We start from the raw sequence: 26,683 nt of genomic DNA on the forward strand, positions 1-26,683 counted from the left end.
GCGGGCGGCCCCCCCCCCCCCCCCCCAGCGCCGTACTCTTGACAGATGAGCCTGCACCTATACGACACGCGTACGCGGCGCGTGCGGCTTTTTGAGCCGCTGCGCCCCGGCCACGTGGGCGTCTACGTGTGTGGGCCGACGGTTCAGTCCGCTCCCCACGTCGGCCATCTGCGTTCGGCGGTCGCGTTCGACCTGCTGCGACGCTGGCTGCTCGCGTCCGGCTACGCCGTCACCTACGTGCAGAACGTCACGGACATCGACGACAAGATCATCGTCAACGCGGAGCGGGAAGGCGTCTCGGTCTGGGAGCTCGCGACCCGCGAGACCAGGTCGTTCGACGACGCCTACCGGGCCGTCGGCATCCTGCCGCCGACGATCCAGCCCCGGGCCACCGGCCACATCCCGGAGATGTTCGCCCTGATCGCCGACCTGATCGCGGCGGGCTACGCCTACGAGGGCAGCGGCTCGGTGTGGTTCCGGGTCGGCCGGTTCGGCGACTACGGCGCCCTCTCCAACCAGCGGCCCGACGCCATGCAGGCCTCGGCGGAGGCCGAGGCCGGCAAGGAGGACCCGCGCGACTTCGCGCTGTGGAAAGCGGTGAAGCCGGGCGAGCCGGCCTGGGACTCGCCGTGGGGCTCCGGCCGGCCCGGCTGGCATCTCGAGTGCTCGGCGATGGCCGGGAAGTACCTGGGCGACGTCTTCGATATCCACGGCGGCGGTCTGGACCTCGTCTTCCCGCATCACGAGAACGAGCGGGCGCAGACGGTCTGCGCCTCCGCGGCCCGGTCCCACGACGGGGCCGGCGAGCCGGAGATGGCCCGGTACTGGATGCACGCCGGGCTGCTGACCACCGGTGGCACCAAGATGTCGAAGTCGCTGGGCAATTCGTTCTTCGTCACCGACGCGCTGTCCCAGGTGCGCCCCCAGGTACTGCGCTACCACCTGTTGTCGGCGCACTACCGCTCGTCGCTGGAGTACAGCCCCGACGCGCTCACCGAGTCCGCCGCCGCGTACGGCCGGGTGGAGACCTTCGTCCGCAACGCCCTGGACATCCTCGGTAGCCCGGAGGAGGCCGCTTCACTCGCCGCGGAGGCGCCCCCCGCGGCTGCGCCGCGCTCGGCCAAGGGGCGAGGGAAGAACCGGCCAGCGGGCCGGCCCGCTGCCGGCGCGGCCCCGGCTGTCGTGGCGTCCCCGGCGGCTGCCTGGGCGGCCTTCTCCGCCGCGCTGGACGACGACCTCGGCGTCAGCCGTGCGCTCGCCGCGCTGTTCGGCGCCGTGGCCGAGGGGAACCTCGTGCTGTCGAAGACCCACAGAGGGGAACTCGCCGGCTGGCTGGTCGTCGTGCGCCGGATGCTGACCGTCCTCGGGCTCGACCCGGTGACGCAGTGGCCGGCCGCCGGTGGCCAGGTGCGTGCGGCGCTGGACGGCGTCATGGAGATCGTGCGGGACCTGCGCTCGTCGGCCCGGGCCCGCCTCGACTACACCGAGGCCGACTCGATCCGCGACCGCCTGCGCGACGCCGGCGTCATCGTCGACGACACCGGTGAGGGCCAACGCTGGCACCTCGCTTAAAAGGTTGAGGCCTCCACCCAGCTGGGTGGAGGCCTCAACCTTTTGGTTCGGCTCTAGCGGGCGCGGATGGTGATGCGGGTCCAGGCGCCCAGGTAGACGCGGTCGCCGTCCTGCAGCGGGACCGGCCCATGGGGCTCGATCGGCTCCGGCTCGTCGTTCAGCCGGGTGCCGTTGGTCGAGCCCGGGTCCAGCAGCGCGTAGCCGCCGTCAGGCTGCCGCTCGAAGACCGCATGCGCGCGCGAAATACCCGGGTCCTCCGGGGCGCCCGACAGGTCGATCTCCGGGTGGATGCCGCGGGACTCGCTGCGCCGGCCGACCAGCAGCCGCGGCCCGGACAGCGGGAACACCCGGCGCGGGTAGAACGACGGGAACGGGACCCGGTGGTCGTCGCCGCTGTCGTAGTAGTCCCGCTCGGCCTCGACGACGGCCTCCCAGGTGGTCGCGACCGGTGCGCCGCCCCCACCGTTCCAGTTGGCCGCGTTCCCGGTGATGACCGGCTCGCCGTAGCCGCCGTCGACCGGCGGGTCGGTCTGGCGACGGCCGGTCCCGGTCGGGCCGGGGCCCGGCATGTGACCAGTGGTGAAGTCCAGGCCGCAGTTCTCGCAGAACCGAGCGCCGGGCTCGTAGTAGGCGCGGCAGTTCGGGCACTGCGGGTACCGGCCGGCCGCGCGGTCGCCTCGGGCGCCCCCTCGGTCGGCCACGCCCAGTGGGTCGGAGTCGTAGCCCTGGCCGCCGCGTCCGCCGTCGGCGACCGCCGCGTCCCTGCCGCCGCGCCCGCCGCCGTAGCCGTCACGGTCGCCGCGCGCGTAGGCGGTCTCGCCAGCGTCCCGGCCGTACTGGTCGCCGCCACGGCCGCCGAAGTCGTCCCGGCCGCCGCGCGATGACTGGTAACCGTCGGCATCGGCGGGAGCACCGCGCCCACCGCCGTCCCGGCCGCCACGGCCATAGCCGCCGTCCGGGTCGTCCCGCCCGCCGCGAGCTCCGCCGGCCTCCCGGCCCTCGAAGCCCTCGGCGGCGCGGCCATCCCGGCCGCCGCCCCGAGACGACCCGTAGCCGCTCTGGTCGTAGGACTCGGCGCCATAGGACGACCGCGCCGGGCGGTCGTCATAGCCGGCTCCGAAACCGCTGTCGTACTGCTGCTCCCCGCCGTACGGGTCGCCGCCGCGCGGCGTACCGCGACCGGCTGGCTCACCCCCGCGACGGATGCCTAGGGGGTCGTACCCGGCACCAGTGCCACCGCTGCCGCCGCCGCGACCCGAGCCGCCCCCGTAGGAGCCGACGGGCGCGCCACGGTCGTCAGACCGGTAGCCGTAACTGTCCTGACCACTCGTGATGCGGAGGCCGCACTGATCGCAGTAGTCGGGATCCTGGGACAGGTGCCCCTCCGGGCAGCGTGCGCTCACCTGATCACCTTCACCCGGACGGTCCTGGCCGGCCCTGCGACGGGAAGGCCCCCGTCACTCTGGCCGACCTCGATTCCTCTGACGAACCGTACCCGTTGTTGGATTGTCGATCTGCACCGGCATCTGTAGTAGCCGACGGGTTGCCTTGTTGCCCGCTGAGATGTCATAGCCCCCGCAGGCCTTGTGACGGACGCCGCCAGGTCAGCCGCGGGGACGGCCTCTAGTGTCGCAGTGGCCTTCCGGCGACCAACACTGGCCCACCCATGCTCACCCGCACAGCCGGGCAGGTGACCTCCGGGTGACTGGCCTCTCAACGGTCCACGCGTGCCGCGATCACGGTGATGTTGTCGTGCCCACCCTGGTCGATCGCGAACTCGATGAGGTGGCGCCCGACCTCGACGGCCGTCGCGTCCGGTGGCAGCTGGTTGACGATGGCCGCCATGACGTCGGGCCGGGACGCGTAGTTCCACAGCCCGTCGCTGCAGACCAGGATCGTCGCGGGCGCCTCGATCGGGAAGACGGCCGTGTGCGGGGCCACGTCCTCGGCGTCGCCGCCGAGCCAACGGGTCAACGTGTGCGCCCTGCGGTGGGTCTCGGCCTCGGACGCCGGGATGAGGCCGGCGCGGGCCGCCTCCGCCGCCCAGGTGTCGTCCGCGGACAGCCGCTCCGACCAGCGTGGGCCCAGCAGGTACACCCGGCTGTCGCCGACCCAGCCGATGGTCACCGTCCGGGGGCCGCCCGCGACCGGCGGCGAGATGATGGCCGCGGCGATCGTGCACGACGGTGCCATCCGGCCCTCCGCCGCGCTGAGCTGGGCGATCATGTCCTGGGCCGCGTGCACCGCGTGGTGCAGCGCCAGCTCCGCCTCTTCCGGGCCGAAGCCGCCGACCACCGTGGCCGGCAGCGTCACCGGGTCGTGGTAGTCGTCCTCGTCGCCCGGCTCCAGGACGTCGAGCACGTCACCAGGCCGGCCGACCGGGACCGCCCGCCCGGGGCCGGGCGCGCGCGGGGCGGGGGCGAGGAGCGTGCTCGCCGGGGCGGCGGCGGCGGCGGACGCCTCGCCGGAGCCCGGCGTCGTCGACACGCCGTCGCAGACGACGGCGATCATCGTCCCGAACACCTCGGCGACGCCCATGGCGTCCTCGTTGGTGGCGTGCCGCACGCCGCGGTCGCAGACCCCGGCGATCTGGCCGAGGTCCTTCTCCCGGTGATCCGAGTCGCCGCTGACCACTGATGGGCCCTGCAGCGCGAAGCCGCAGGAGTCGCAGTACCGCGCGTCGCCGTAGAGGACGACGGCGCAGCGCGGGCAGCGGTTCGTGCGCTCGTCGATCAGGGACCGTCCTCTCTCCGGCACGCCGCGTTCAGGCAGGTCGTAGCCGGACCCGCCGTCGTAACCGGACCCGCCGTGATAGCCGGATCCGCCGACGTCGTAGCTTCCAGCGGCGTCGTGCTCCACGGTCATCCCGTTCTCAATCGGCGGACCAGGCGCCGCTCCGGGGCCCACCGCGACTCGCGGTGTGGCTGCCCGGGGCGCGGCGAGCAGGAGTTCCCGGCCCGGCGTCCCATACGTCGACTCTCTTGGCATCTCACGGTCGGGAGTTCCAGCGCGCAGATGCCGCGCGGCCGGGCGGGGGATGGCAAAGCCGTCGGCGGCCGGCCCCCGCCGCGGCCAGACGGCGTGCGCGCCACCATTGTCGTGCCTCCCGACCGTCGCGGTTGATCCGGCGTCTCTCCGACCAGCCCGGGGAGCCGGGGCAGTCAGGGGAGAATCTTCGCAGCATAGGCCCAGGTCCGTCGATGGCCGCGATCAACCGGCGGGAATCCGTTGATGCAAGCGCGGTCTCGTTCCGCTTCCCGGTGCAGTCACGCTCGTTCGTGCGCCCACGGACACGTGCGCTGTGGACGGACGGTGGGCCCGCGGGCCGCGCTGGCATGTCGCCAATGATTACTGATCGTGGCGGAGATAGGCAATTTCTCCGGTATGCCCCGGGCCACGGCGCCGCGCGAGGCCGGACGCCGGCCGCCCGAGGGCGGCCGGCGCGGATCGCGGGCCCGGCCGGGGCGGCCCGGATGACCGGCCGGGTAGCCTTGTGATTTCTAGGCTTGACGACGAAGGGTGACCCGACGATGGCGACGGCACGGCGGGGTGGGGGAGGCGTGGCGCGCGGCGGCCAGGGCGGCCGGGCGGCGAAGGCCGGCTCGCACCGCAAGGGCGCGTCGGCCGGAAGCGGTGGCCAGCGGCGCAGGGCTCTGGAGGGCAAGGGCGCGACGCCGCCAGCCGAGATGCGCAAGGGCCATCCGGCGCAGCGCCGCGCGAACGCCGCGGCGCGGTCCGAGGGCACGAGCACCCGTGCCGGGTCGACCGCGCGGCCGGCCGGCGCCCGCGACGGTGGTCCGACGCGGGCGGGCCACACCGGTCAGCGTGACGGGGCTCCGACGCGTGCGGGCAACGCCGGTCAGCGTGACGGCGCTCCGACGCGGGCCGGCCACACCGGTCAGCGTGACGGGGCTCCGACGCGTGCGGGCTACGCCGGTCCGCGTGACGCGGCTCCGCGGGCGGGCTACACCGGTCAGCGTGACGGGGCCACCACCACCGGGCGCGGCGGGCCAGCTGGCCGGCGCCCCGGGGAGACCGACGAACTCGTCGTCGGGCGTAACGCGGTCGTCGAGGCGCTCCGGGCCGGTATCCCCGCCGCGACGCTGTACGTCGCCGGGGGACTCGAGTTCGACGAGCGGCTGACCGAGGCCCGCAGGCTCGCCGGCCGTGCCGGCATGGCGGTCGTGGACATCGGTCGCTTCGAGCTGGACCGCATCTGCGGGGTGGCGCCGCACCAGGGGCTAGCGCTGGTGGTCCCGCCGTTCCGCTACGCGCACCCCGACGACCTGCTGGAGCGGGCGCGGGCGACCGACCCGGGCCTGCTGGTCGCGCTCGACGGGGTGACCGACCCGCGCAACCTCGGCGCCGTCGTCCGCTCAGCTGCCGCGTTCGGAGCGCAGGGCGTCGTCGTGCCCGAGCGGCGCGCCGCGGGGATGACCGCCGCGGCCTGGAAGACCTCCGCTGGCGCCGCGGCGCGGCTGCCGGTGGCCCGGGCCACCAACCTGAACCGGACGCTGCGCTCCTACGCCGACGGCGGCCTGGTCGTCGTCGGGCTCGCCGCGAACGCGGACGTCAGCCTCGACGACCTGGCGGCCGCGACCGACCCGATCGTGCTCGTGATCGGCTCGGAGGGTCGTGGCCTGTCCCGGCTGGTCGGGGAGAACTGCGATCTGCTGGTCCGGATTCCGATGGCCGGAGAGGTCGAGTCGCTCAACGCGGGTGTCGCCGCCGGCGTAGCTCTCGCCGAGATCGCTCGCCGCCGCCGCCAGACGTCCTGACGTCGGCGGCGGCACGGCGGGTGCCGAACCGTGCCGGACGGTTAGGACCCGTTGTTCCAGCAGGGGTGGTGGGCGGCGCCGGAGGTGGCGTCGGCCTCCTGCTGAGCCGCGCTGAGGGTCATCACACCCGGGTTGGCGCCCGACTGGCAGGCGACGAGAGCCGAGAGCATGCGCGGCGCGGAGACGGCGGCACTGGCCGGTGTGGCCGCGGCCATGCCGGCGCTCACGCTGGCTACGACCGCCGAGGCGAGCACGGCCACGCGGGCCCGTCGACAGAGGCGTTTCATTGCACTGGACACGAAGATTCCTTTCCACGGCTACAGGAATGCGCCGGCGATCCCGGCCCGCTGACCGCCCGCGGCTGGCGCGCGTAGCGCCTCTCACGGCCACGGCTGGCTCGGATCATGCGTACCCGCACCTCGGGGGAGCTGGGTGCCGAGCACCACGCGTCTCACGATGCCGGACGAATTCCGCCGGGCAAAACCAGAGGTCTGTGGTGACTCACATCACGTCATGGCGAACGGTTGATTCCCCACGTCGCCCTGGGGGAATAACCGGAATCCGGCGCGGACCGTGGCCGGGTGCTTTGTTTTCGCATTCCCGGCCACTGCCGGTGGTGGTCCCGATGGGCCATTCTCCGTGGCGCGCCGGCTCCGTCGCGCATTGTCGAAGAACGTGACAACCGTCATAGATCAATTGCCAATCCAGGGCTAATGCATTCGACCCGGGCAAATTGCCCGTTCGGTCTCGGTGGCCTGGTCGAGCGGTCAGGCGCCAGCCGCCGGCGGCTCGGCCACGCGGATGCGGACGCAGCGGAACTGGGCTGGCGCGTCCTCGAGCACCCGGCGGCGCGGGTCGGGGACTGTCAGGAACGGGTCGGCGACCAGCGATCGCAGCGGCGCGAGCCGTGCGTCCTGGAGAACCTGCCCGACCGCTCGCCGCTCGCCACCGACGATCACGGCGGCGAGCCCGGGGACCGCGGGCAGCAGCAACCCGGCGGCTGTGTCCGCGGCCGCGCCGAGCGCCACTCGGACCTGCCCCTCGCGGCGGCGGGCGAACCGCTGCTGCGACCAGCCGCCCGCGGAGCTGCGCCCGTGGACCTGCCGGGAGCCGACCTTCGAGGCCACCAGGCGCTCGCCTTCGAACACCCCGGCCGCATACCCGCCCAGCCGAACCAGCAGCACGCCGACCCGTCGCTCGACGCCAGCGTGCGCGGCCAGTGCCGCCCCGGGTGTCGCGCCCGGCTCGACGGTCAGGGGCGGAAGGGGGACCTGGCAGTCGGCGACGGCGCCGTCCGCGGCGGTGGCGATGATCGTCACCGGCGACATCGTCCAGGTCAGCGAACCGTGTCGCTCGGCGAACCGGTCCAGCCAGCCGGCCACCCGCTCGGGCGCGACGTTCACCCAGCGCCCGCCGCCGGCGGCGGGAAGTCCAGGGCTCACTGCCACATCTTGACCGACCAGCACCAGGGCCGTGCCGGCCACCTGCCTGGACCGCGACCTGTCAAGCTGTCGAATTGTCCTATTTTTGTGGTGGACGGGACTTTCGACTCATAGTCTTCGCCTGAAATCGCCACCGGATCACAGGGCGTCGGACGTCACGGGAACTGTCCCCTTTGGTCGCGCACCAGTCGAACGCTGAGGCGCACCACCCGCTCGACCGCGACGCCGGGGCGGGGACGTATGGGTCACGGAAATGGCAGCGGCACCGCCGACCGGCAGTCTGGCCGGCCCTGGCGGCAGGACGGCGCGCGTGAAGGCGCCCCCGGTCGCCCACTGGGCGCGGCCTCAGCCAGCCGCGCCCGGGGTTATCGAGCCGGCCCCGATCCGGACATCGAGGTCTGGGACGCCGAGATCGTCGACGAGCCGTGGGATCCGGCCGTCGCCCGCTCCGCCGAGGACGTCGAGATCATCGACGCCGCCAAACTGGACGCGATCGCCCAACGGCTGCGCGCCGCCGCCGGACCCGTGGCCGACGAACCCGTCGCCGGCCGCCCGCCCCAGCCGGGCACCGATCATCCGACGCCACACCCGACGCCACCGGCCGCGGCGACGGGCCCGGTCCCGCGCCCGGCCGCGGCGACGGTTCGGCGGCGGCATCGACCGCGACCGGCCTGGCGGACCGGGCTTGAGCGTCTGACCGCACAGGTGACGGTGATGGCGGCCCCGAGCCGCCTCGGGCGTGTCCTTCCGGCCCACGGGACGCATGGCCGTCGCATCGGGCGGGCTCCGCTGGCTGCCGTGGCCGGCGCCGTGGTGCTGCTGCTGGTGGTGGCGGCCCTCGCGATCGTCCTTTTCGGCCACCATTCCGGCTCCCGGACCGGCGCCACCGAGGGACGTGGCAGCGCCGGGCAGACCGGCGGCGTCAACCTGGCGCCGGGTGGCCTCGCACTCGCCGACGGCCCGGGAAGCCTGGCCGGTGACGGTGCTGGTGCCGGTGCCGGCGGGAGCGGACCGGTCGGCGGGCAGGGCGCCGAGCAGGTGTCGGGCGTCCAGGCCGAACCCGTGCAGGGCCTGGGCGTGGGCGCGACCCCCGACCTCGCCACCACGCCGACGCCCGATGTCGCCCGGACCACCGCTGGATCGACGGCCGGCGCCTCGGCCCGTCCGTCGTCCGGCGCCAGTGCCGCGCCGCCCTCGTCGCCGGGGGCCACGCCGACCGCTCCACGGTGCTACCGGGGCGGCCCGATCACGACGCTCCTGCTCGCCGTCGTGGGCGTGCGCCCCTGCTGAACCGCCAAGCTGACCCAACCGGGCTAAGAGAGCCGCCTCGCTGCTGGCAGCCGGAACTCAGAACGGCGGGATCCGCGCCGCGAGGTCGCGGAGATAGCTGTGCATCCCGTCGTAGGCGGCGACCGGCGGCAGGTAGGCCTTGGCGATCTTGGCAAGCGCGCTGTAGTTGACGTCGACCACGTTGGCCAGCGGGGCCTCGCTGATCTGGCTGAGCAGTTGATAACTGTCGAGCGTCTCCAGCCCGTACAGCTCCGACATCCAGGTGACCATCTCCACCTGGCCGATCCGCCAGGCGTCCTCCAACGGCCGGCTGGAGCCGACGGTGATGAAGTGCGTGTCGCTTTCCAGCCGCGGCCAGAGTGGCGCCCGGCCTTTGACGAGTTCCACGATCAGCGTCACGTCCATCGCGCCTTCTACAGCCGTGCCGCAGGCCTCGCCCTCACCCTGCCGGTAGTGCCCATCTCCGATCGAGAACAGCGCCCCATCGACGTTGACTCCGAGATAGCAGGTCGCACCGGCCCGCATTTCCGGGGTGTCCATGTTCCCGCCAAACCGGTCCGGGACCAGCGCCGATCTCGCCTCCATCGCGGCCGGTGCTACTCCGACGGTGCCCAGCATGGGCGACATCGGCAGATCAACCTGGAAGTCGCTGGACAGGGCGGTGAACGTGACCGTGCTCTTCGCCTGGTCGACCTCGTAGATCCAGGTCCGTTCCGGCAACGGCGGCGCGAGCGTGGCGGTGCGGTCCGTGCCGGTCAGGCCCCCGAAGAACGGGATCGTCGTCGACGCGCCCCAGCCGCGGGACGGGGTGAGCTCGACCAGGTGCAGCACGAGCGTGTCGCCGGGTTCGGCGCCCACGACATAGAACGGCCCAGTCTGCGGGTTGACGAACGGCATCGTCAGCGAACTGCTCGGCAGGTCGGAGGTCGTGCGCAGGCGTCCGCCGAACGCGTCCTCGGTCCACAGCCGCAGCACGGTGCCCGGCTTCACCGTCCGGATCGGGGCCACCCCGCCGAAGGTCCACGCGAACTGCGCGGGCTCCGGCCGGAACTCGACGACCTCCACGGTCGGCCTCCCTGCGTCCAGGCGCCCCGCCTCCGGTGGCATCCGGCCAGCTCGGCAGCGCCCGCCCGAATCTAGGACTCCGCCGTTACGGTCCCGCTACGAACTTCCCAATGGCGGGCGCTCCGGCGCGGGTTCAGCGGTCGGTCCGGATGGACCGACGGTCGCCGGGCCGCCGGTTCTGTCGGGGGTGCACGGCATGCTGGCGTGGTGATCCCATCGGACGTCGCGATGCGGCGAGTGGCCGCGCAGCTGCTGGCCAGCCCGCTGCCGGCCCGGCCCACGGCCGCGCAGCGGGTGCAGACCGTCGTCCAGGTCGTCGGGCAGGTGCTCGCGGTGCAGGCGCAGGACCTGCGCGGGCTGCGCCTCGCCATCCGGTCCAGGGCCGCCGGGCTGACCGTCGCGGACGTCGACCGTGCCTTCGCCGAACGCCGACTCGTCGTGACCTGGCTGAACCGGGGCACCCTGCACCTGGTCCGGGCCGAGGACTACGGCTGGCTGCACGCGCTGACCGCGTCCCGCCAGGAGGTGAACGTCCGCCGCCGGCTTGGCGAGGAGGGCGTGTCGCCCGCCGAGGCCGAGCGCGGCGTCGCTCTCGTCGAACGGGCGCTGGCCGACGACGGCCCACTGTCGCGGGCCCAGCTTCGGGACCGGCTCGCCGCTGCTGGTGTCCCGGTCGTCGGGCAGGCGCTCATCCACATCCTGGGACTGGCGAGCCTGCGCGGGCTGCTGGTCCGCGGCCCGATCGTCGGTTCCGATCAGGCCTACGTCCTGGTCCGCGACTGGCTCGGCACGGCGGCCGAGACCTCGGTGGCCGTGACCCCGGTGGCCGTGACCTCGGTGGCAGTCGACGCGGCGCCGCTGGCCGGCGTCGGTGACTCCTGGACGCCAGTGCCCGTGGCGGACGAGGCAGGCGGATCCGAGAGCGACCGCGACACGGTGTTGGCGCGACTCACGGTGCGTTATCTCGCCGCTCACGGCCCGGCCGGCGACCGCGATCTGGCGGCCTGGTCCGGCCTGCCGCTGACCGACGCGCGGCGTGGGCTGGCCCTCGCCGCCAGCTCCGGCCGAACCGAGCCGGCCGGCGCCGGTCTGGCGGACCTGGCTGGCCGCCCGCACGGTCTGGGCGACGTGCCCTGGGACGAGGTAAGCCCGGATTCTCTGCCCACTCGGCTGCTCGGCCCGTTCGATCCGATCCTGCACGGCTGGGCGGCCCGCGAGTGGGTGACCGGGCCGTACCGCTCGATCGTCACCGTCAATGGCATCTTCCGGGCCATTGCCCTCGTGGCTGGCCGGGCGGCGGGCACCTGGACGATGCCGGCGGGCCAGGTGAGCCTCGCGATGTTCGAGCCGCTGCCCGCGGCCGTCGAGCTGGCCCTGCGGGCGGAATCGGCCGACGTCCAACGTTTCTTCGCTGCCGGCCCGGGCCCGGCTGCCGGCGATCCGCCCGGGGCCCGCTGACCCAGGGGCCTCCCGGTGGGGGTGCGTCTGCACCGGGGGTGGCGGCCCTACTACCGACGGCCGCAACCGTCGGCACCTTGGGGCGGTCTTGGCCGCCACCTCGCGGCCAGTCGTCGGCCCACCAGTAGGGTGCGGCCCTGAGGTTACCGCCCATACAGGGTGTTACCGACCCAGCGTCATTTCCTGTCCGATACCGGGACGTGGTCCTCCCTGCTGCCGGATGGGCCTGGCGCCGGCCAGCGCCGGCGTCTCGGAACGAGGAGGCCGGTGTGCGCTCTGAGTCGATGGTCGACATGCATGCGGGAGGCCGGCCGCTGAGCCGGATGGACCGCTACATGCTCGATTTCCAGCGGGCCCATCCGTCCCGGCCGGTCAGCGTCACCTGCTACCTGCTGCGCGTGTCCGGCGCGCCGGATCTCGACGCGGTGCGGGCCGCGGTGCTGGAGCGCGTCGAGGCGTTTCCCGCGCTCACCGAGCGCCTGGTCGAACGCCGTGGCCGCGCCCCGCGCTGGGAGCCGGGCGGCGGGATCGACGTGGCCAGCCAGGTGCGGGAGTACCGGCTGCCGGTGGACGCGACCGAGGACGACCTGAGGGCGATGGCCGCGCGGCTGTCCTCGATGGTGACGCCACTGGACCGGCCGGCGTGGGAGGTCGGCCTGGTCACCAGCCCCGGCGCCGATGATGTCCACGTCTTCTTCCGTTCCAGCCACGTCTGGGTGGACGGCCTGTCGCAGACCCGAGTGCTGACCTGCCTGTTCGGCGACCAGACGGCGCCAGCGCCCTGGGTGCGTAACGGGAGGCTGACGGCCCGCACGCTGGCGTCGGCCGCGGTGCGCCAGGCCACCACCTGGTCTGGGCCGTCCGGTGCGCCCGCGGCCCTCACCGAGCCGAGCGACGGGACCTGCACCGTGCACTGGGCGCATACCGACATCGAGCGGCTGCGCGCGCTCGGCAAGGCCTACGGAGGCTCCGTCAACGACGTCTACCTGGTCACCGTGGGCGGGGCGCTCGGCGCCTGGTCGGCTCCAGTGGGCGGGCGGCCGGTGCAGGCGGTGCTCTCGGTCAGCACTCGGCGGCCCGCGGAGCGAGCCGTGCTCGGCAACGCCTTCGTGGCCACCCGAGTCGCATTGCCGACAGAGCCCGCCCCCGCGTCCGAGCGGTTCGCGATGATGCGCGAGCAGACCTCGTACTACAAGGGGGACTCGAACGCGGCCCTCGCCGAGCGCTTCTGGTCTGACCGGGTGCCCAGCCGTTTCGGGCACGCGACGATCGGTGGCGGTCAGGAGCTCCGCCGGGCCGCGGTCAACACGACGAACCTGGGCCCGATTCCCGGGCCGCTGACGGTCGCCGGAGCCCCGGTCACCGCTGCGCTGCCGGTGCCGGCCGTGCGCGAGGGGCGCCGGCAGGTGCTCGTCACGCTTGGTGGCCTGGGACGGACGGCCACCGTCGGCTTCACCGTGCCGGCGCCACGCGGCGCCGAGCTGGCCGGTCTGTGGCTGACGGAGATCGAGAACCTGGAGCGCGCCGCCGGCATCGTCCCGGTACCGGACCAGCACCTGCCTACGCTGGCTGGCGGGCTGGAGCCCCGCTGATCCGGATGGGGCGCTGGTCGGCCGGTTCTGTCCCGGTTTGAGCCACCTGCGAGTATCCGAGGGGCGGGACCGACCGTTCTGCGCCGCTTGTCGAGGAGGGACGGGACGTGGTCGTGGAGTCCAGAATGGCGGGGTCCACGGCGACGAAGGCCGACGCAATGGAGTCGAGAGCGGTGGATCCCGGCCTGGTGGAGTCCAGCGCGGGCGAGGTGGCGGGCAAGACCGCGCGGTTCGGCCCGAGCGCGCAGTACGCGCTGTTGGCGGGCCCGCTGCTGACGATGCTCGACTCGTCGATCGTCAACGTGGCCGTCGAGCCGATCTCCCGCCAGACCCACACGGCGCTGCCGACGGTTCAGTGGATCATCAGCGGCTACCTGCTCGCCCTCGGCGCCGGGCTCGCGCTCACCTCGTATCTCGCCCGGCGTTTCGGCACCATTCCCGCCTACACCGGCTTCCTCGCCGCGTTCACCGTGACGTCGGCGCTGTGCGCGGCCGCGCCGGGCGCGGGCACTCTCATCGCCGCCCGGGTGCTGCAGGGCCTGGCCGGGGCGCCGCTCGTCCCGCTGGCGATGTCGATGCTGCTCGGTGGATCCGGCGGGGCGAAGAGCCGGATGTCCCCGGCGGCCGGCATCCTGCTCTTCCTCGGCCCTGCGCTGGGCCCGAGCCTCGGCGGCCTGCTGCTGGGCGCCGTGAGCGGCGGGGACGGCTGGCGGGTGCTGTTCCTGATCAACGTGCCGATCGGCGCGCTGGCCATCGCCGCGGCCCGCCGGCTGCCGGCCGGTGTCAGCCCCCCGCCGCAGCCCGCCGCCCGGCCCGACCCGGTCGGACTGCTCCTGCTCGTCGCGGGGCTGGTCGGCGTGCTCTACGGCGTCGACCGCATCACCCGGGGCTCGTGGACACCGCCCATGACCTGGGGGCCGGTGATCGGTGGCGTGGCCGTCCTCGTTCTTTACACGCTGCGGTCGCGCAGCGTGGAGCACCCCGCGCTCGACCTCTCGATCCTGCGCGACCGCAGCGTGGCACTGGCGTTCACGCTGTGTGGGACGGCGTCGGTCGCGGCGTGGTCGATCGTGTTCGTCGTGCCGGTCTTCCTTGAGTCGGCGCAGGGCCACTCCGCGTTGATGACCGGCGTCGCGCTGCTGCCGCAGGGGATCGTGACCGGGCTGAGCACGCTGGCCGGCGCGAGCGCGGGCGAGAAGATCGGCGTCCGGCCGACCGTGCTCGGCGGCTTCGCGTTGCTGGTCGTGGCGAGCGCCGGGCTGTTCGTCCTCGGCGACGAGACCCCGCTGTGGCTCACCGCGCTGATCCTCGCGGCCCGCGCGGGAGCGGTCGGCCTCACCATCACCCCGCTGGTGCTCGTGGCGACCGAGCCGTTGCGGCCGGAACAGCAGGCGGACGCGAACACCGCGTTCAACGTCGTGCAGCGCATCCTCGGGTCGTTCGGGATCGGTCTCGTCGCGACGCTGTTCACCCGCCGGGCCGCCCACGCTGGAGCGGTTCCGGCGCTGCACACGGTTGCCCTGCTCATCACGGTGCTTGCTGGCCTCTCGACGTTCGCCGCCTTCTACCTCCCTCGGCCGCGCCGCTCAGACGACGTCAGTCCTGTCGCGCTGCACTAGCGGTCGTCGGGGCGGGCGACCGGCGTAGCCGGCGCAGCGAGCGCGCGGCGAGAAGCGCGAGTGGCACCGCGACGACCAGCACGATCGTGACCTGCGTCAGGCCGAGCGTCGTCAGGGTGGAGCGAGTGGCGTCGGCGGGCGTCAGGCGCGTCCAGAGCAGACTTGCCGTCCGCGTCGCCAGCACCACCGGCGCGATCAGAGCAAGGGCCAGCGCCGAAGCCGCGCCCTGACCCGCGGACCGGCGCACGCGGCTGCTGAGATGGATGGCCGCGGCCGCCAGGAACGCGGCCGTGTAGATGGCCGGTTCGTCGACGAGGAGTCCACCGCCGAGGCGGGCGGCCGCGGCGCCGATCGTGCCGGCGAGCAGCGCGACATACGCGGCCATCCACCGCACGGGACGGCGGACTGGCGGGGCGTCGCGGTGAAGACCGGCGACCAGAGCCACCACCGGGACGACCTTGAGCAGGATCGAGGCGGCGAGCGCGCTCGCCTGGACGTCGACCGTCGGCTGACCGTCGCGCAACGTCCACGCGTCGGCGAGGACGTGCGTCGCGGCGGGCAGGACGGCGATCAGGCCCAGCCCTCGGGCGATCCGCCGGTATCCGAGCAGGACCGCGCCGAACGCGGGAATCCAGACGAACCCGGCGTTCCACTGCTCGCGCCAGCCGATGTGGATACCGAACGCGACCGGGTAGCCAGCCGGTGGCGCGAACCCGGGAATCCGGTCGTTGACCCAAAGCTGGCTCAGCACGTTCAGCGTCGCGATGACGGCGTGGACAAGAAGTCCCGCGAGGGCGATCAGCCGGACCGCGTCCCCCCAGACCACGCTCGTGGGAGATGCTCCGGCTCCGCCCAGCCGGGAACGGACGAGGTCGACGCGCAGCCGGACAGCCAGAAGGACGACGCTGCCGACCTCGGGCCAGCTCGGCAGGGCGAACTCCGCGACGTCGGGGTCGTCGAGGTCCGTCACGCTGGACAGGAAGGTGGCGACCATGTCGTCTTCCCACAGCTGTCGGTAGCTGCGGGGGAGGACCCTCAGCACGGCGCGGTAGCGCTGTTCGAGCGGAGTCACGCGGACCCACCGGTGCCCGCGGGCCGCAGCGCGCGCAGCCGTCGCGAGGCGACCTGCGCGTTGGCCTCCTGCCGGCCGGCCTCCGCCGCCAGCGCCTCGCTTCCCGGCTCGGTCAGCCGGTAGTAGCGGCGCAGCCTGCCCTGCTGGACCTCTTCCCGGTCCAGCGCGACCAGACCGTCGGCGACGAGGCGCTCCAGCACCCCATAGAGCGTGCCTACCTTGAGCTGCACCCTGCCCTGGGAGAGGTCCCTGACCTCGCCGACGATGCCGTAGCCGTGCCTGGGCGCCCCGACCAGCGCGGTCAGGACGAAGAAGGCGGGCTCGGTCATGGTTCGCCCGGTAGTCATGGCAGATATATATCGGTTGCCAGGATATTAGGCAACCGTGGATCCGGACCTGACCACTTCTCGCCAAGTGGCGTGCAATTTGCAAGACTGTGGCGGGCGATGCACGGGGGTGTCGCCCCGGCCCTGGGCTGTGCGGTCTCGAGGCGGTCGTCTTGCTGATCACGGTGAGGGTTGCGGTGCCGGCCGGGGTGCCGCGATGAGCACGCGGGTGCGGCGTTGGGCGGGGCCGGCGGCCTTGGTGGCTCTGGTGGTCGCCGGTGTGGCCGCCCTGGTGGCCGGGTCCGCGCAGGGAGTCGCGGCGCGGTCCGTGAGCCTGGACGACGTCTCCGCCTGGCTGTTGTCCCCGGCGGTCGGTGAGGCCGCGCTGGTCGACGGGAACAGCGGGGCGGTGGTCACGCACGTCGAGCTCGGCGTCGGCGCGCTGACGGGAACCCAGGCAGGGGCCGGCGAGTTCGTCGCGGACAGCGCCACCGGCAAGCTTCGCCGGATCGACGGGGCTACCTACCGGGTCTCCGCGCCCTCGACGTTCGGGAAGCCGGGCGAAGCACTGGGTGTCTACCCGGCCGGCCAGACGGTGTTCGCCGTCGATCAGCCGACCGGCCTGGTCAGCCTGCTGGACCCACGGACGCTGGCGGTGCGCCAGACCTACTCGCTGTCCGCGAAGGTGACCGCCGGCGGGATCGTCACCCAGGGGGCCGACGTGCTGTGGGCCGTCGGCGCGACCACGGGCGACCTCGAACGGGTGGACGGTTCGGGCACGACGATCGAGCGGCACGCCGTCGACCCGGCTCACACCACGCTGGTCACGGCCGCCGGCCTGCCGGTCGCGGTCGACCTGACCGCCCGCCAGGTGCTCAGGCTCGGCTCCCACGGGGTCACCGGGGCCGGGACCTGCGTGGACGTCGCCGCCACCGACTCCAGCGTCCACGTCGTCGGCTCGGCGGAGCGGCCTGTGGTGTACGCCGTCAGTGGGAGCCGTGGCGTCCTGCTGGTCAGCGACCTGGCGACCGGGCGTTGCGGCGACGCGGTCAACCTCGGGGTGGCTGGGCATCGGCTCGGGCAGCCGCGCGAGGCCGCGGGCCGAGTGTTCGTCCCCGACTACACCTCAGGCCAGGTGCTGGTCGTCGACGTGACCGCCGGGCGGGTGATCGCCGATCCGACGGTGATGCCGCCTTCGACGTCGTTCGAGCTGCAGGACGAGGGCACGGTCGTGTTCTACAACGATCCCGCGACGGCGAAGGCCGGGGTGATCTCGCTCGACGGGGCGATCCGTCCGATCGAGAAGTACAGCCCGGCCACGGTCGGCACCGCTCCCGGCGGTCCGGCAAGCCTCTCCGGCCACCTCCCGAGTGACGGAGCGGGTGGCACCCAGCCGCCGACCGGTGGCACCGGCTCGGGGCCAGGCGCCCAGCCCACCGCCGTGCCTACTCGCGCCGCCGGCACCCGGCCCGAGCGGCCGACGGCTCCGTTGACGACGATCCCGTCCGTGGACGTCGGACCCGTGGCCCCGAACGCGCCGGACGAGGGCCAGACAGCGCCCACCGCCCCGACCACTACCGGCCCGCCGGCCGCCGGCGGGGCGCCGACCGTGCGGATCGCGGTCTCCGCGCCGCAGGCTCGGGTCGGCACGGCACTGACCATGCAGGCGGTGCTTGTCGCCGCCGACGGGACGGTCACGGCCGGCAAGCTCGCGCAGGTGTCGTGGTCGTTCGGCGACGGCGGCTCGGCGACGGGCACCCAGGTCGCGCACGCCTGGTCGGCGAGCGGCGTCTACACGGTGTCGGCCGCCGTCCGACTCGCCGACGGCACCTCGGCCGCGCCGGTCACCAGCGTCACGGTGGTCGCGCCCGACGCGCCGCCCGCGACGACGCCGCCCGTGACAACTCCGCCGGTGACACTTCCGCCCGTCACGACGCCCCCGACTACGACGAAGCCCGAGTCCCCGTTGAGGGCCGTACTGTCGGCCGACAAGGGCAGCTGTACCCAGGAGAGCGCGAACGTCACGGTCGACGCCTCCGGATCGACGGGCGGCTCCGGGCCCCTCACCTATGCGTTCGACTTCGGTGACGGGACGACAACCGGCGCGGCCTCGGCGGCGACCGTGGAGCACGGGTACTCGGACACTGGACCGTTCACGGTGACCGTGACGATCGCCGACGCGACCGGTGCCTCAGCGAAGGCGACCGCCACGGCTACGTTGCTGCACCTCGCCGCGAGCGCGACGTCGGTGACCGTCGGGCAGTCCGTGACGCTCACGGGCACCGGCGTCTGTGCCGGCGCAGGCCTCGACCTGAATTTCGGTGCCCAGTACGCCGGACCCTCCACCAGCGGGAACATCGGGCACAACATCCATGAGCCCAACCCCTACACGTCCACCTGGGGCACGGGGACGACCTCGATCTCCGCGCACTGGTCGGAGATCGATCCCTATGCGGGCTCGAACCTCGTCACGATCACCGTCACTGACCCGTCGCCCCCGCCACCGCTACAGGTCACCGCAAGCTCGACATCGATCACTCTGGGCCAGTCCGTGACCCTTACGGCGACCGGTGGCGTCCACGGCAGCGACGGCATGTACTCGTGGTACATGGCCAATCCCAGCGGCGCCGGCACCAGTCTGTGCGGCGCGACGGCAACCTGCACCGCCACGCCCGACGCCGCCGGCACCTGGAAATACTCGGTCCAGGTTTACGACAACGCGGGCAACCGCGCGGACTCCGACCCGCTCGCGGTAACCGTCAGCCCATAGCGGGGCCCTGGCTATGGGCTGGCCTGGTCAGGTCCTCGCGAGGAGGGTCAGGACCTCGCGAGGACCTCGCCGTGCGGGATCGTGATCGCCGCCGCCGGGGTGGCCGCCCAGTCCCGCCACGCCCGGGAGATCCGCTCCAGGTCCTCCTGGCTGGCCAGGCCGCGTGCCAGCGCCTGGCCGGCCATGTCGGAGCGCAGGATTCGTTCGGCCCACATCTCGCCCCACCAGCGCCGGTCGGCGTCGGACTCGTAGAGCCAGTGACCTGTGGTCGCCGTGACGTCGGTGAAGCCCGCCTCCCGCGCCCAGCCGGCGAGGTGCCGTCCCGCGTCGGGTTCCCCGCCGTTGGCCCGGGCCGCGCGCAGGTACAGGTCCAGCCACTCGTCCAGCTCGGGCGGACGCGGCGTCCAGTCGAAATCGCTGTAGCTGCTGTCCCGGACGGCGACCACGCCGCCCGGCCGGCAGACCCGGCGCATCTCACGCAGCGCCAGCACCGGGTCGGCCACGTGCTGGAGGACCTGGTGGGCGTGCACGACGTCGAACGAGTCGTCCGGGAACCGCAGAGCGTGCACGTCCGCGACCGCGAAGGTGATGTTGCGCGCGCCGCGTCGGGCCGCCTCCGCCCTGGGGAGGTCGAGCACGGACTCGCTGACCTCGACCGCCGTCACCTGGCCCGGTGCCACGCGTTCGGCCAGGTCGGCGGTGATCGTGCCAGGCCCGGCGCCCACGTCGAGCACGGTCATCCCGGGCCGCAACGCCGGCAGCAGGTACGCGGCCGAGTTCTCGGCCGTCCGCCAGCGGTGCGAGCGCAGCACCGACTCGTGGTGGCCGTGCGTGTAGGTGTTGGACGGAGTCGTCATCTGGTCCGCCTTCCGGTGCCGATCGAGCTGTCCAGTGACGACTGTATCCCATATGTCAATACTGTCGTCTCAATATATGAGACGGAGTCGATTGTCGGGGCACTGCCGCGTCGCCGGTCCCGAGCTTGGGTCGTCGCCGCTTTAGGTCAGGATCCGGCCGGAATCGGCCCTACGGTTCTGGGCATGACGACGTTGCCCGACCTGCGGCCGTTTCGCATCGACGTCCCGCGGCGCGACCTTGACGATCTCCGCGTGCGCCTCTCCGCCGCCCGCTGGCCGTCCGAGGTGACCGGTGCCGGAACCGACTACGGCATGCCGCTCGGGGTGGTACAGAGGCTGGCCAACCGCTGGAGTTCCGGTTACGACTGGCGGGCGCATGAGGCCCGGCTCAACGAGATTCCACAGTTCACGACGACCATCGACGGGCAGAACATCCACTTCCTGCACGTGCGGTCCGGTGAACCGGCAGCGTTGCCCCTCCTGCTCCTGCACGGCTGGCCAAGCTCTGTGGCGGAGTTCCTCGGGATGATCGGGCCACTGACCGACCCGCGCGGCCACGGCGGCGGCTCCGCGCCGGCCTTCGACGTCGTGGTGCCCTCGCTGCCCGGCTACGGTTTTTCCGGCCCTGTCACCGAGCCGGGGTGGGACAGCGCCCGGATGGCCCGTGCGTTCGCCACGCTGATGGAACGGCTGGGCTATCGACGGTGGGGCGCGGTCGGCGGCGACGCGGGCGCGCTGGTCGGGCGGGAGCTCGGCATTCTCGGGCCGGAGGGCCTGGTCGGGGTGCACCTTCTACAGATCTTCGCGTTTCCGTCCGGTGATCCGGCGGAGCTGGCCGCGTTGTCGGAGGCGGACCGGGCGAGTCTGTCCGGCAGTACAGCGGACTTCCAGAGCAAGGCCGGCTACCAGAAGATCCAGCAGACCCGGCCGCAGACCCTGGGGTACGGACTCACCGACTCGCCGATCGGCCAGCTGGCGTGGAACGCCGAACTGTGGACCGGCTGGGGTGACTACGCCGACTACCTGGACGTCGACACCTACCTCACTCACGTGAGCATTTACTGGTTCACCCGGACCGGTGTGTCGAGCGCGCGGCACTACTACGAGGACGCGCACTCCGGAGCCGGCTACCGCGAGCTGCCGAACAAGGTGCCGACCGCGGTCGCGGTGTTCCCCGAGGACTACCGGACCGTGCGGGCCTTCGCGGAGCGGGCGAACAACGTCGTCCGCTACCGGGAGTTCGATCGAGGCGGCCACTTCGCCTACACCACCGACCCGGACCTGGTCGTAGACGACCTTCGCCAGTTCTTCGCCGACCTCGGCTGAACATCGAGCCGCTCATGTCGGTCCGACCAGGCGGCTCCGCCGATCGGTGCTGCCGCGCTACGTGACGCCGACCTTGATCGCCGATTTGGCCCTTCCGTGGTCGCGATCGAAGCCGGATCACAACCACCAGAGGGCCAAACTGGCGATCACCACCGTCGAGACAGCGGCCGACCCGGCAGCCGCGCGCCCGACCGGCGCCTGGGCGGGACGGCTGGGCGCCAGGTCGGGATTGTGAGCTAGCCAACGCCGTGCGGGAAATTCCGTCCGGCGACGCGGGAATGCCCGATGTCGACCTTTGGACGCGCGTCGGCGAAATCCCTGGAAATCGGGCAGATGCGAATCGCCGACATTTTCGTCCGCGCGCGAACAGTTAGATTGGGTCAATGTTCGGCCCATCCTGTCTTCAGATCATTCCTACGGTTGGATTAGCGCTGCCTGGTTTCTTCCCATCCGCCCCCTTTGGTCGCAGGACGCCCGATGTGGAGTGCGTGCGATGAGCGGGCCGCGCGGAGGGCGGTGGGTGAGCGACCTGGCACCGAAGGAGGCTCGGGAGCGGGACGCGGGCAGGTCACGGCGTCGGCTGACGGCCTGGGCGCTGGTGGGGGCCGTCGGGCTGGCCTCGGCCGGCGTGGCCGAGGTCGCGGGGCCGGCACTGGCGGCCAAGCCACCGCCGGCCGTAGCGGCTCCGGCCGCCGCTCCGGTTGCGGTTCCTGCCCGGCCGGCTGCTGCTCCGGCCCCGGCCGCTGCTCCGGCTCCGGCCGCCGCTCCCGCTAAGGCTCCGACTCCCGCTAAGGCTCCGACTCCGACTAAGGCTCCGGCTCCGGCTCCGGCTAAGGCTCCGGGGGGTGCTTCCGTGGCCGTCCGGCAGCGGCCCGCCTACACCGTGCATCAGGTTCTTCCGAACGCGCCGGCCAACGCGATCGCGCTGACCTTCGACGATGGGCCGGACCCGACCTGGACGCCGCAGGTGCTCGCGCTGCTGCGGCAGTACGGCGTGCGGGCGACCTTCTGCATCGTGGGGCGACAGGCACGCGCCCACCCGGACCTCGTTCGGCGGATCGTCGCCGAGGGGCACGCGATCTGCAACCACAGCATGACCCACCCCCTGCCGTTCTCGCACCGGTCCGCGGCCGCGATCGACGGGGAGATCGGTGGCGCCCAGGCCGCGATCACCGCGGCCGCCGGCACCGCACCGACGCTGTTCCGCGCGCCGGGTGGCGACTGGTCGCCGCCCGTGTTCAGTGCCGAGGCCAGCCGGGGCCTGAAGCCGATCGCGTGGGACATCGACCCCAGGGACTGGTCCCGCCCCGGAACGCAGAAGATCGTCGCCAGCCTGCTGGCGGCGAAGCCCGGGGACATCCTGCTCTGCCATGACGGCGACGGGGAACACCCGGCCGGCGTGGACCGATCGGAGACGGTCCAGGCGTTGCAGACAGTCCTGCCGCAGCTGAAGAGCAGGGGCCTGACCTTCGTGACCCTCTGACGCCAGCGACGTCTGCCCGTCGTCTTGATCGCCGTTTTGGCCCTCGGGTGGCTACGAAACAGGCTGGGTCACGACCATCAGAGGGCCGAAACGGCGATCACGGGGATGCCGGAGCCGGGCGAACCTCGTCGCAGGCCACTCCTACGTCAGCAAGGTCTCGGACTGGGGGTCGTAGCAGATCAGACCCATCGATCTCGCGAGTTCGGCCGCGTAGGCGGCCACCTCGCCGGCCATACTCCACACGACGCAGAGGTAGAGGAAAGGCCCGGCCGGCTCGGGTGTGACCGACCACGGGCCGGTGTCCTCATCCGGCCACCGGCGGGACAGCGCCTCGACGTAGGCGATGATGCGTTCAGTCGGGGGTGCCTCGGCTTCCTCCTCGTCGTAGCGCTGGATCATCTCGTCGAAGGCGAGCCCGGCGGCCGGATCGCCTGCCGGCCGCTCGCCTTCCCAGATCGCGAGGTCGAAGCTCATGGCCGCAGTCTGCCGGCTGGGTGCGACATTTCGGGCGCCTGTGGAGCGCCAGGACTGAGCCGCTCGCAATGACCTGGGGTTTCACGCTCACCTCGGTGGTTCGAGTACGAGCAGCGGGATCTCGCGAGTGGTGTTCGCGCGATACTCGGGAAAATGCGGCCACGCCGCGTCGGCGGTCTCCCACAGCCTGGCCTTCTCGGCTCCGGCTGCCTCCCGGGCGACCATCGACCTGATCGTGTCGCCGTCGCGGATCAGGACCAATGGGTTCGCGATCAGGTTGTGATGCCCTCCAGGGTCCCGGCCTCCCGGCCGCCGGTCGCCTCATAGCGCGTGACTTGCTCGCGGACCGTGGGAAACGGGCTGGGAACATAGTCGTCTGGCTGCGTCACGGCGGTGGTCCCTAGAACTTCGGGCCGAGGAGGAAGCCACCGGTCGCGTCGATGAACTGGCCCGTGATCCACCGTGCGTCAGGCGAGGCGAGAAACGCGACGACGTCGGCGATGTCGGCCGGCTGGCCGAGCCGGTTGAATGCCGACCACGACGCCGCCAGCTCGTTCATTCGAGGATCGGCCAGAAAGAACGCGATGTCGGTCTCCACGATGCCCGGCTCGACGGAGTTGACCGTGATGTCGCGCGGTCCCAGCTCCAGGGCGAGTGTGCGCGTCAGGGCGTTGAGCGCGCCCTTGGTCATCGCGTAGGCGATGAGCATCGGCGTCGCCAGCCGGGCGGCGCCCGACGAGATGTTGATGACGCGGCCGCCTTCGCGCAGCCGGTCGAGGCCGTGCTGGAGGATGAAGAACGGCGCCTTGGCGTTCACCGCGAAGACCTCGTCGAAGGTCTTGTCCTCGACATCGGTGACGGTGGCGTAGAGAGCGATGCCGGCGTTGTTGACGATGACGTCCACCGCTGGCGAGTCGGCGTGTTCCCGGATGCCGTCGTCGAAGGCCGACCACAGTGCTTCCGCGTCTCCCGCGTGGCCGAGGTGCGTCCGCAGCGCGAAGGCCCGGCCCCCGGCCGTGGTGATGGTGTCGACCGTGTCCTTGGCGGCGGCCTCGTTGCTCCCGTAGTGCACCGCGACCAGGGCGCCCTCGCGGGCCAGTCGCAGGGCGACGGCCCGGCCGATCCCGCGGCTCGCTCCGGTCACCAGAGCTGTCTTGGCTGTCAACGTACCCATGCTCGGCCCCTCTTCTCTAGCGTCCGCTACAAAACCAACGTAGCAGGTTCTGTAGCGCCCGCTATAGTCTGTTGGCATGGACAGATCGCGCGGAGGACGGCCTCGGGAGTTCGACCGGGCCGCCGCCCTCGAACGGGCGGTCGCGCTGTTCTGGGAGCGGGGCTACGAGACGACCTCGATCGCCGACCTCACCGGCGGGATGAACATCGGCCCGCCGAGCCTGTATGCGGCCTTCGGCAGCAAGCGCGCGTTGTTCGACGAGGTCGTCGAGGCGTACTGCCAGCAGTACAGGGCCTTCATGGTGCAGGCGTTCACCGAGGAGCCGACGTTTCGGCGTGGCCTGGAACGGCTGCTGCGGGAGGCCGCCGCGGCCTATACCCAGCCGGACCGGCCGCCCGGCTGCCTCGTCGTCAGCGCGGCGGTCAACTGCGCCTCGGCCGAGGTGGCCGAGGCGCTCCAAGGGCTGCGCAACTCGGGAGTCGACCAGCTTGAGCGCCTTGCCGCCGCCGCGGTCCGCGCTGGCGAGCTACCCGCGGGCGTCGACGCGCGGGCCCTGGCCGTGTTCACCGGGGTGGTGCTTCAGGGGATGGCGCTGCGGGCCCGCGACGGAGCCGACCGGCGAGAGCTCGAGTCCACCGCGCTGATCGCGTTCGAGGCCTGGCCGTGGCCGGCGGTCTGACCAGGACCGGACGATCACCGTGGTTTCCTCCGAGGGGATACCGGCAGAGCTTGTTGTGTGCCACGAAGTAGCCTCACCCAAAGCAGCCAAATGACTCCGGCGGCGGACCGCCGTCGATAGCGTTGGTTTGCCCCGTTGACCACCCGTCGGCCGCCAAACGGCGGCACTGGCCCCTGACTGGCGGAACGATGACTGGCTGGGACTTCTCGTCGGCTGCCCCTGACGACCCGCAGGGCAGTGCGCTCGCGGATCTGCGGACCGACCGGCCGACGCCGGCGCGTATGTACGACTACTTCCTCGGCGGCAAGGACAACTTCGACGTCGACCGGGAGGCCGCGGCGAAGGTCGACGCCGCGCTCGGTCGCACGGTGACCTACGACGTCGTCTGGGAGAACCGGCGATTCCTGCAGCGGGCGACCCGCTGGCTCGCCGGCGCCGGCATCGACCAGTTCCTCGACATCGGCACCGGGCTGCCCACCCAGGGCAACGTCCACGAGATCGCCAAGCAGGTCGTCGCGGCCCCGCGTGTGGTCTACGTCGACAACGACCCGATCGTGGCGGCGCATGGCCGTGCGCTCCTGGCCAGCGACCACACGACGACGATCATCACCGCGGACGCGCGGGAGCCGGCGGGAATCCTCACTCATCCCGACCTGCCGGCCCTGCTGGACCTTTCCAGGCCCGTCGCCGTTCTGCTGGTCGCCCTGTTCCACTTCATCCAGGACAAGGAGAACCCGGCCGGTCTGCTCGCCGAGTTCATGGCCGCGGTTCCCTCGGGCTCCTACCTGGTCCTGTCGCACCTGACGACGGACGGCCCGCCGGCCGAGGGCGTCGCCCGGACCGAGGCGGCCTACCAGAACGCCACCTCACCCATGACGTTCCGGCCGCGTGCCACGATCGCGAGCTACTTCGACGGCCTCGACCTCGTCGAGCCCGGCCTCGTGCGCCCCTGGCAATGGCACCCGGGCGACGACGACAGCCCGCGGACCGACTGGCTGTACGCGGGCGTCGCCCGCAAGCCCTGACCCAGCGCGTCAGCCAGCACGTCTGGCGCCCAGCGCGGCGGCACGACCGATGAGGTAGCGCCGTTCGGGGATGCTCGCGGTCAGCGCCGCGGCCTGCCGGTAGTCGGCTCGACATGCCTCCCGAATTCTCTCGCGACGGGTCACGGGATCCATGTCGAGAACGGCCTGGCCGCGTCGTCCTCGGGTGGAAGGCACCTTCCCCCGATCGGCCAGGAGAACCGCATGTCCACCTCGTCCATCTCCACCCGTCCCCCCGCCGACTTCCTGGCGCGCCGACCTGTCTGGCAGGTCAGCTACCTCGCCGGCCTCGCCGCGAGTGTCGTCGTCGAGCTCTGGGGACTGGCCGCGCGCGCCGCCGGCGTACCGATGAGGGCCGCCGGCCTGGGCTCCCACCACGCCACGCCGATCACGGTCGGCATGTTCGCCATGGGAACCATGGTCGTCACGTTCTGGTTCACGTTCGTCGTCGTCCTGATGGCCCGATTCGCCAAGAGCCCCGCGCGGACCTATCTCCGCACGACGGTGCCGCTGCTCGTCCTGTCGCTCGTCTTGCCGATCACGGCCGCGGACACGCCCCTGACGACCGGGCTCACACTCGCCGCCGCGCATCTGATCGCCGCGGCGATCATCATTCCGACGGTCCGGCACCGGCTCTCGCAGCCGCGGTAAAGGCCGAATCGT

The 26,683-nt window shown here is 72.5% G+C and carries 24 protein-coding genes; 12 read left to right on the forward strand and 12 right to left on the reverse strand.

Annotated elements, in window-relative coordinates; translation table 11 throughout:
* Positions 1-45 precede the first annotated feature (45 nt).
* Complete coding sequence (gene cysS / locus I6A60_RS11225; protein ID WP_203042420.1) at positions 46-1,572, forward strand: cysteine--tRNA ligase; 1,527 nt, start codon at positions 46-48, stop codon at positions 1,570-1,572.
* A 53-nt stretch (positions 1,573-1,625) separates the two neighbouring features.
* Here the strand turns inward: cysS and I6A60_RS11230 are convergent, their stop codons facing one another.
* On the reverse strand, positions 1,626-2,975 hold the full coding sequence (locus I6A60_RS11230; RefSeq protein ID WP_203055604.1) for an FHA domain-containing protein: 1,350 nt from the start codon (positions 2,973-2,975) through the stop codon (positions 1,626-1,628).
* Between the two features lie 310 nt (positions 2,976-3,285).
* The gene (locus I6A60_RS11235; protein ID WP_203055605.1) at positions 3,286-4,437 is read right to left on the reverse strand and encodes a PP2C family serine/threonine-protein phosphatase; all 1,152 of its coding nucleotides are present in this window, start codon (positions 4,435-4,437) and stop codon (positions 3,286-3,288) included.
* A 665-nt stretch (positions 4,438-5,102) separates the two neighbouring features.
* Here I6A60_RS11235 and rlmB point away from each other — a divergent pair.
* Positions 5,103-6,350: a 23S rRNA (guanosine(2251)-2'-O)-methyltransferase RlmB gene (rlmB, locus tag I6A60_RS11240; RefSeq protein WP_203018950.1), complete on the forward strand. Its 1,248-nt coding sequence runs from the start codon at positions 5,103-5,105 to the stop codon at positions 6,348-6,350.
* Positions 6,351-6,391: 41 nt separating this feature from the next.
* Here rlmB and I6A60_RS11245 read toward each other — a convergent pair whose 3' ends face one another.
* Both I6A60_RS11245 and I6A60_RS11250 read right to left on the reverse strand, forming a co-directional pair.
* The gene (locus I6A60_RS11245; RefSeq protein ID WP_203018932.1) at positions 6,392-6,649 is read right to left on the reverse strand and encodes a hypothetical protein; all 258 of its coding nucleotides are present in this window, start codon (positions 6,647-6,649) and stop codon (positions 6,392-6,394) included.
* Positions 6,650-7,117: 468 nt separating this feature from the next.
* Positions 7,118-7,798, reverse strand: a complete 681-nt coding sequence (locus I6A60_RS11250) for an acVLRF1 family peptidyl-tRNA hydrolase (protein WP_203018938.1) — start codon at positions 7,796-7,798, stop codon at positions 7,118-7,120.
* Between the two features lie 234 nt (positions 7,799-8,032).
* Here I6A60_RS11250 and I6A60_RS11255 point away from each other — a divergent pair, with 234 nt between their 5' ends.
* Positions 8,033-9,082 carry a hypothetical protein gene (locus tag I6A60_RS11255; protein ID WP_203018922.1) on the forward strand — a complete coding sequence of 350 codons (1,050 nt, stop codon included), beginning with the start codon at positions 8,033-8,035 and terminating at the stop codon, positions 9,080-9,082.
* 57 nt (positions 9,083-9,139) lie between these two features.
* Here I6A60_RS11255 and I6A60_RS11260 read toward each other — a convergent pair whose 3' ends face one another.
* On the reverse strand, positions 9,140-10,147 hold the full coding sequence (locus I6A60_RS11260; protein WP_203018912.1) for an acetamidase/formamidase family protein: 1,008 nt from the start codon (positions 10,145-10,147) through the stop codon (positions 9,140-9,142).
* 207 nt (positions 10,148-10,354) lie between these two features.
* Between I6A60_RS11260 and I6A60_RS11265 the strand changes: the two genes are divergently transcribed.
* From I6A60_RS11265 to I6A60_RS11275, 3 genes are all read left to right on the forward strand, one after another.
* Positions 10,355-11,605, forward strand: a complete 1,251-nt coding sequence (locus I6A60_RS11265; RefSeq protein ID WP_307873636.1) for a winged helix DNA-binding domain-containing protein — start codon at positions 10,355-10,357, stop codon at positions 11,603-11,605.
* 269 nt (positions 11,606-11,874) lie between these two features.
* Positions 11,875-13,197 (forward strand): wax ester/triacylglycerol synthase domain-containing protein, encoded by a 1,323-nt coding sequence (locus tag I6A60_RS11270; RefSeq protein ID WP_203018910.1) that lies wholly within the window; start codon positions 11,875-11,877, stop codon positions 13,195-13,197.
* Positions 13,198-13,322: 125 nt separating this feature from the next.
* On the forward strand, positions 13,323-14,816 hold the full coding sequence (locus I6A60_RS11275) for an MFS transporter (protein ID WP_238435231.1): 1,494 nt from the start codon (positions 13,323-13,325) through the stop codon (positions 14,814-14,816).
* Here I6A60_RS11275 and I6A60_RS11280 read toward each other — a convergent pair.
* Together I6A60_RS11280 and I6A60_RS11285 are read right to left on the reverse strand one after the other, a co-directional pair.
* The gene (locus tag I6A60_RS11280) at positions 14,794-15,888 is read right to left on the reverse strand and encodes a hypothetical protein (protein ID WP_203018906.1); all 1,095 of its coding nucleotides are present in this window, start codon (positions 15,886-15,888) and stop codon (positions 14,794-14,796) included. The genes I6A60_RS11275 and I6A60_RS11280 overlap by 23 nt on opposite strands.
* Positions 15,885-16,217: a PadR family transcriptional regulator gene (locus I6A60_RS11285; RefSeq protein ID WP_203018904.1), complete on the reverse strand. Its 333-nt coding sequence runs from the start codon at positions 16,215-16,217 to the stop codon at positions 15,885-15,887. Before I6A60_RS11285 ends, I6A60_RS11280 begins: the two co-directional genes overlap by 4 nt.
* A 214-nt stretch (positions 16,218-16,431) precedes the next feature.
* Between I6A60_RS11285 and I6A60_RS11290 the strand changes: the two genes are divergently transcribed.
* Positions 16,432-18,984: a PKD domain-containing protein gene (locus I6A60_RS11290; protein WP_203018902.1), complete on the forward strand. Its 2,553-nt coding sequence runs from the start codon at positions 16,432-16,434 to the stop codon at positions 18,982-18,984.
* Between the two features lie 47 nt (positions 18,985-19,031).
* Here the strand turns inward: I6A60_RS11290 and I6A60_RS11295 are convergent, their stop codons facing one another.
* Positions 19,032-19,841 (reverse strand): class I SAM-dependent methyltransferase, encoded by an 810-nt coding sequence (locus I6A60_RS11295; RefSeq protein ID WP_203018898.1) that lies wholly within the window; start codon positions 19,839-19,841, stop codon positions 19,032-19,034.
* A gap of 183 nt (positions 19,842-20,024) precedes the next feature.
* On the opposite strand from I6A60_RS11295, the gene I6A60_RS11300 reads away from it, so the two are divergent.
* Both I6A60_RS11300 and I6A60_RS43455 read left to right on the forward strand, forming a co-directional pair.
* The gene (locus tag I6A60_RS11300; RefSeq protein WP_203018888.1) at positions 20,025-21,167 is read left to right on the forward strand and encodes an epoxide hydrolase family protein; all 1,143 of its coding nucleotides are present in this window, start codon (positions 20,025-20,027) and stop codon (positions 21,165-21,167) included.
* Between the two features lie 853 nt (positions 21,168-22,020).
* Positions 22,021-22,650, forward strand: a complete 630-nt coding sequence (locus tag I6A60_RS43455; protein ID WP_307873637.1) for a polysaccharide deacetylase family protein — start codon at positions 22,021-22,023, stop codon at positions 22,648-22,650.
* Between the two features lie 141 nt (positions 22,651-22,791).
* On the opposite strand, the gene I6A60_RS11310 is transcribed toward I6A60_RS43455, so the two are convergent.
* The 3 genes from I6A60_RS11310 to I6A60_RS11320 all read right to left on the reverse strand — a co-directional run bounded on the left by I6A60_RS11310 (position 22,792) and on the right by I6A60_RS11320 (position 24,298).
* Entirely contained in the window at positions 22,792-23,124 is a 333-nt protein-coding gene (locus I6A60_RS11310) for a hypothetical protein (RefSeq protein WP_203018884.1), read from the reverse strand.
* Between the two features lie 87 nt (positions 23,125-23,211).
* Entirely contained in the window at positions 23,212-23,385 is a 174-nt protein-coding gene (locus I6A60_RS41500) for a nitroreductase/quinone reductase family protein (protein ID WP_238435232.1), read from the reverse strand.
* A 139-nt stretch (positions 23,386-23,524) separates the two neighbouring features.
* A complete protein-coding gene (locus tag I6A60_RS11320) occupies positions 23,525-24,298 on the reverse strand; it encodes an SDR family oxidoreductase (RefSeq protein WP_203018882.1) in 774 nt (257 codons plus the stop codon).
* A 76-nt stretch (positions 24,299-24,374) separates the two neighbouring features.
* On the opposite strand from I6A60_RS11320, the gene I6A60_RS11325 reads away from it, so the two are divergent.
* Positions 24,375-24,977 (forward strand): TetR/AcrR family transcriptional regulator, encoded by a 603-nt coding sequence (locus I6A60_RS11325; protein ID WP_203018879.1) that lies wholly within the window; start codon positions 24,375-24,377, stop codon positions 24,975-24,977.
* 188 nt (positions 24,978-25,165) lie between these two features.
* Positions 25,166-26,002 (forward strand): SAM-dependent methyltransferase, encoded by an 837-nt coding sequence (locus I6A60_RS11330; protein WP_203018877.1) that lies wholly within the window; start codon positions 25,166-25,168, stop codon positions 26,000-26,002.
* Positions 26,003-26,011: 9 nt separating this feature from the next.
* Here I6A60_RS11330 and I6A60_RS11335 read toward each other — a convergent pair whose 3' ends face one another.
* Positions 26,012-26,155 (reverse strand): hypothetical protein, encoded by a 144-nt coding sequence (locus tag I6A60_RS11335; RefSeq protein WP_203042423.1) that lies wholly within the window; start codon positions 26,153-26,155, stop codon positions 26,012-26,014.
* 69 nt (positions 26,156-26,224) lie between these two features.
* Here I6A60_RS11335 and I6A60_RS11340 point away from each other — a divergent pair, with 69 nt between their 5' ends.
* Complete coding sequence (locus tag I6A60_RS11340; RefSeq protein WP_203018868.1) at positions 26,225-26,671, forward strand: DUF6069 family protein; 447 nt, start codon at positions 26,225-26,227, stop codon at positions 26,669-26,671.
* Positions 26,672-26,683 lie beyond the last annotated feature (12 nt).

The organism is Frankia sp. AgB1.9 (assembly GCF_016786355.1).
Taxonomy (GTDB): domain Bacteria; phylum Actinomycetota; class Actinomycetes; order Frankiales; family Frankiaceae; genus Pseudofrankia.

Coding starts and splice junctions, on each gene's coding strand:
- cysS (WP_203042420.1), top strand. CDS start 46: ATGAGCCTGCACCTATACGACACGCGTACGCGGCGCGTGCGGCTTTTT.
- I6A60_RS11235 (WP_203055605.1), bottom strand. CDS start 4,437: ATGACCGTGGAGCACGACGCCGCTGGAAGCTACGACGTCGGCGGATCC.
- rlmB (WP_203018950.1), top strand. CDS start 5,103: ATGGCGACGGCACGGCGGGGTGGGGGAGGCGTGGCGCGCGGCGGCCAG.
- I6A60_RS11255 (WP_203018922.1), top strand. CDS start 8,033: ATGGGTCACGGAAATGGCAGCGGCACCGCCGACCGGCAGTCTGGCCGG.
- I6A60_RS11275 (WP_238435231.1), top strand. CDS start 13,323: ATGGCGGGGTCCACGGCGACGAAGGCCGACGCAATGGAGTCGAGAGCG.
- I6A60_RS11285 (WP_203018904.1), bottom strand. CDS start 16,217: ATGACCGAGCCCGCCTTCTTCGTCCTGACCGCGCTGGTCGGGGCGCCC.
- I6A60_RS11290 (WP_203018902.1), top strand. CDS start 16,432: ATGAGCACGCGGGTGCGGCGTTGGGCGGGGCCGGCGGCCTTGGTGGCT.
- I6A60_RS11295 (WP_203018898.1), bottom strand. CDS start 19,841: ATGACGACTCCGTCCAACACCTACACGCACGGCCACCACGAGTCGGTG.
- I6A60_RS11300 (WP_203018888.1), top strand. CDS start 20,025: ATGACGACGTTGCCCGACCTGCGGCCGTTTCGCATCGACGTCCCGCGG.
- I6A60_RS11310 (WP_203018884.1), bottom strand. CDS start 23,124: ATGAGCTTCGACCTCGCGATCTGGGAAGGCGAGCGGCCGGCAGGCGAT.
- I6A60_RS11320 (WP_203018882.1), bottom strand. CDS start 24,298: ATGGGTACGTTGACAGCCAAGACAGCTCTGGTGACCGGAGCGAGCCGC.
- I6A60_RS11325 (WP_203018879.1), top strand. CDS start 24,375: ATGGACAGATCGCGCGGAGGACGGCCTCGGGAGTTCGACCGGGCCGCC.
- I6A60_RS11330 (WP_203018877.1), top strand. CDS start 25,166: ATGACTGGCTGGGACTTCTCGTCGGCTGCCCCTGACGACCCGCAGGGC.
- I6A60_RS11335 (WP_203042423.1), bottom strand. CDS start 26,155: ATGGATCCCGTGACCCGTCGCGAGAGAATTCGGGAGGCATGTCGAGCC.
- I6A60_RS11340 (WP_203018868.1), top strand. CDS start 26,225: ATGTCCACCTCGTCCATCTCCACCCGTCCCCCCGCCGACTTCCTGGCG.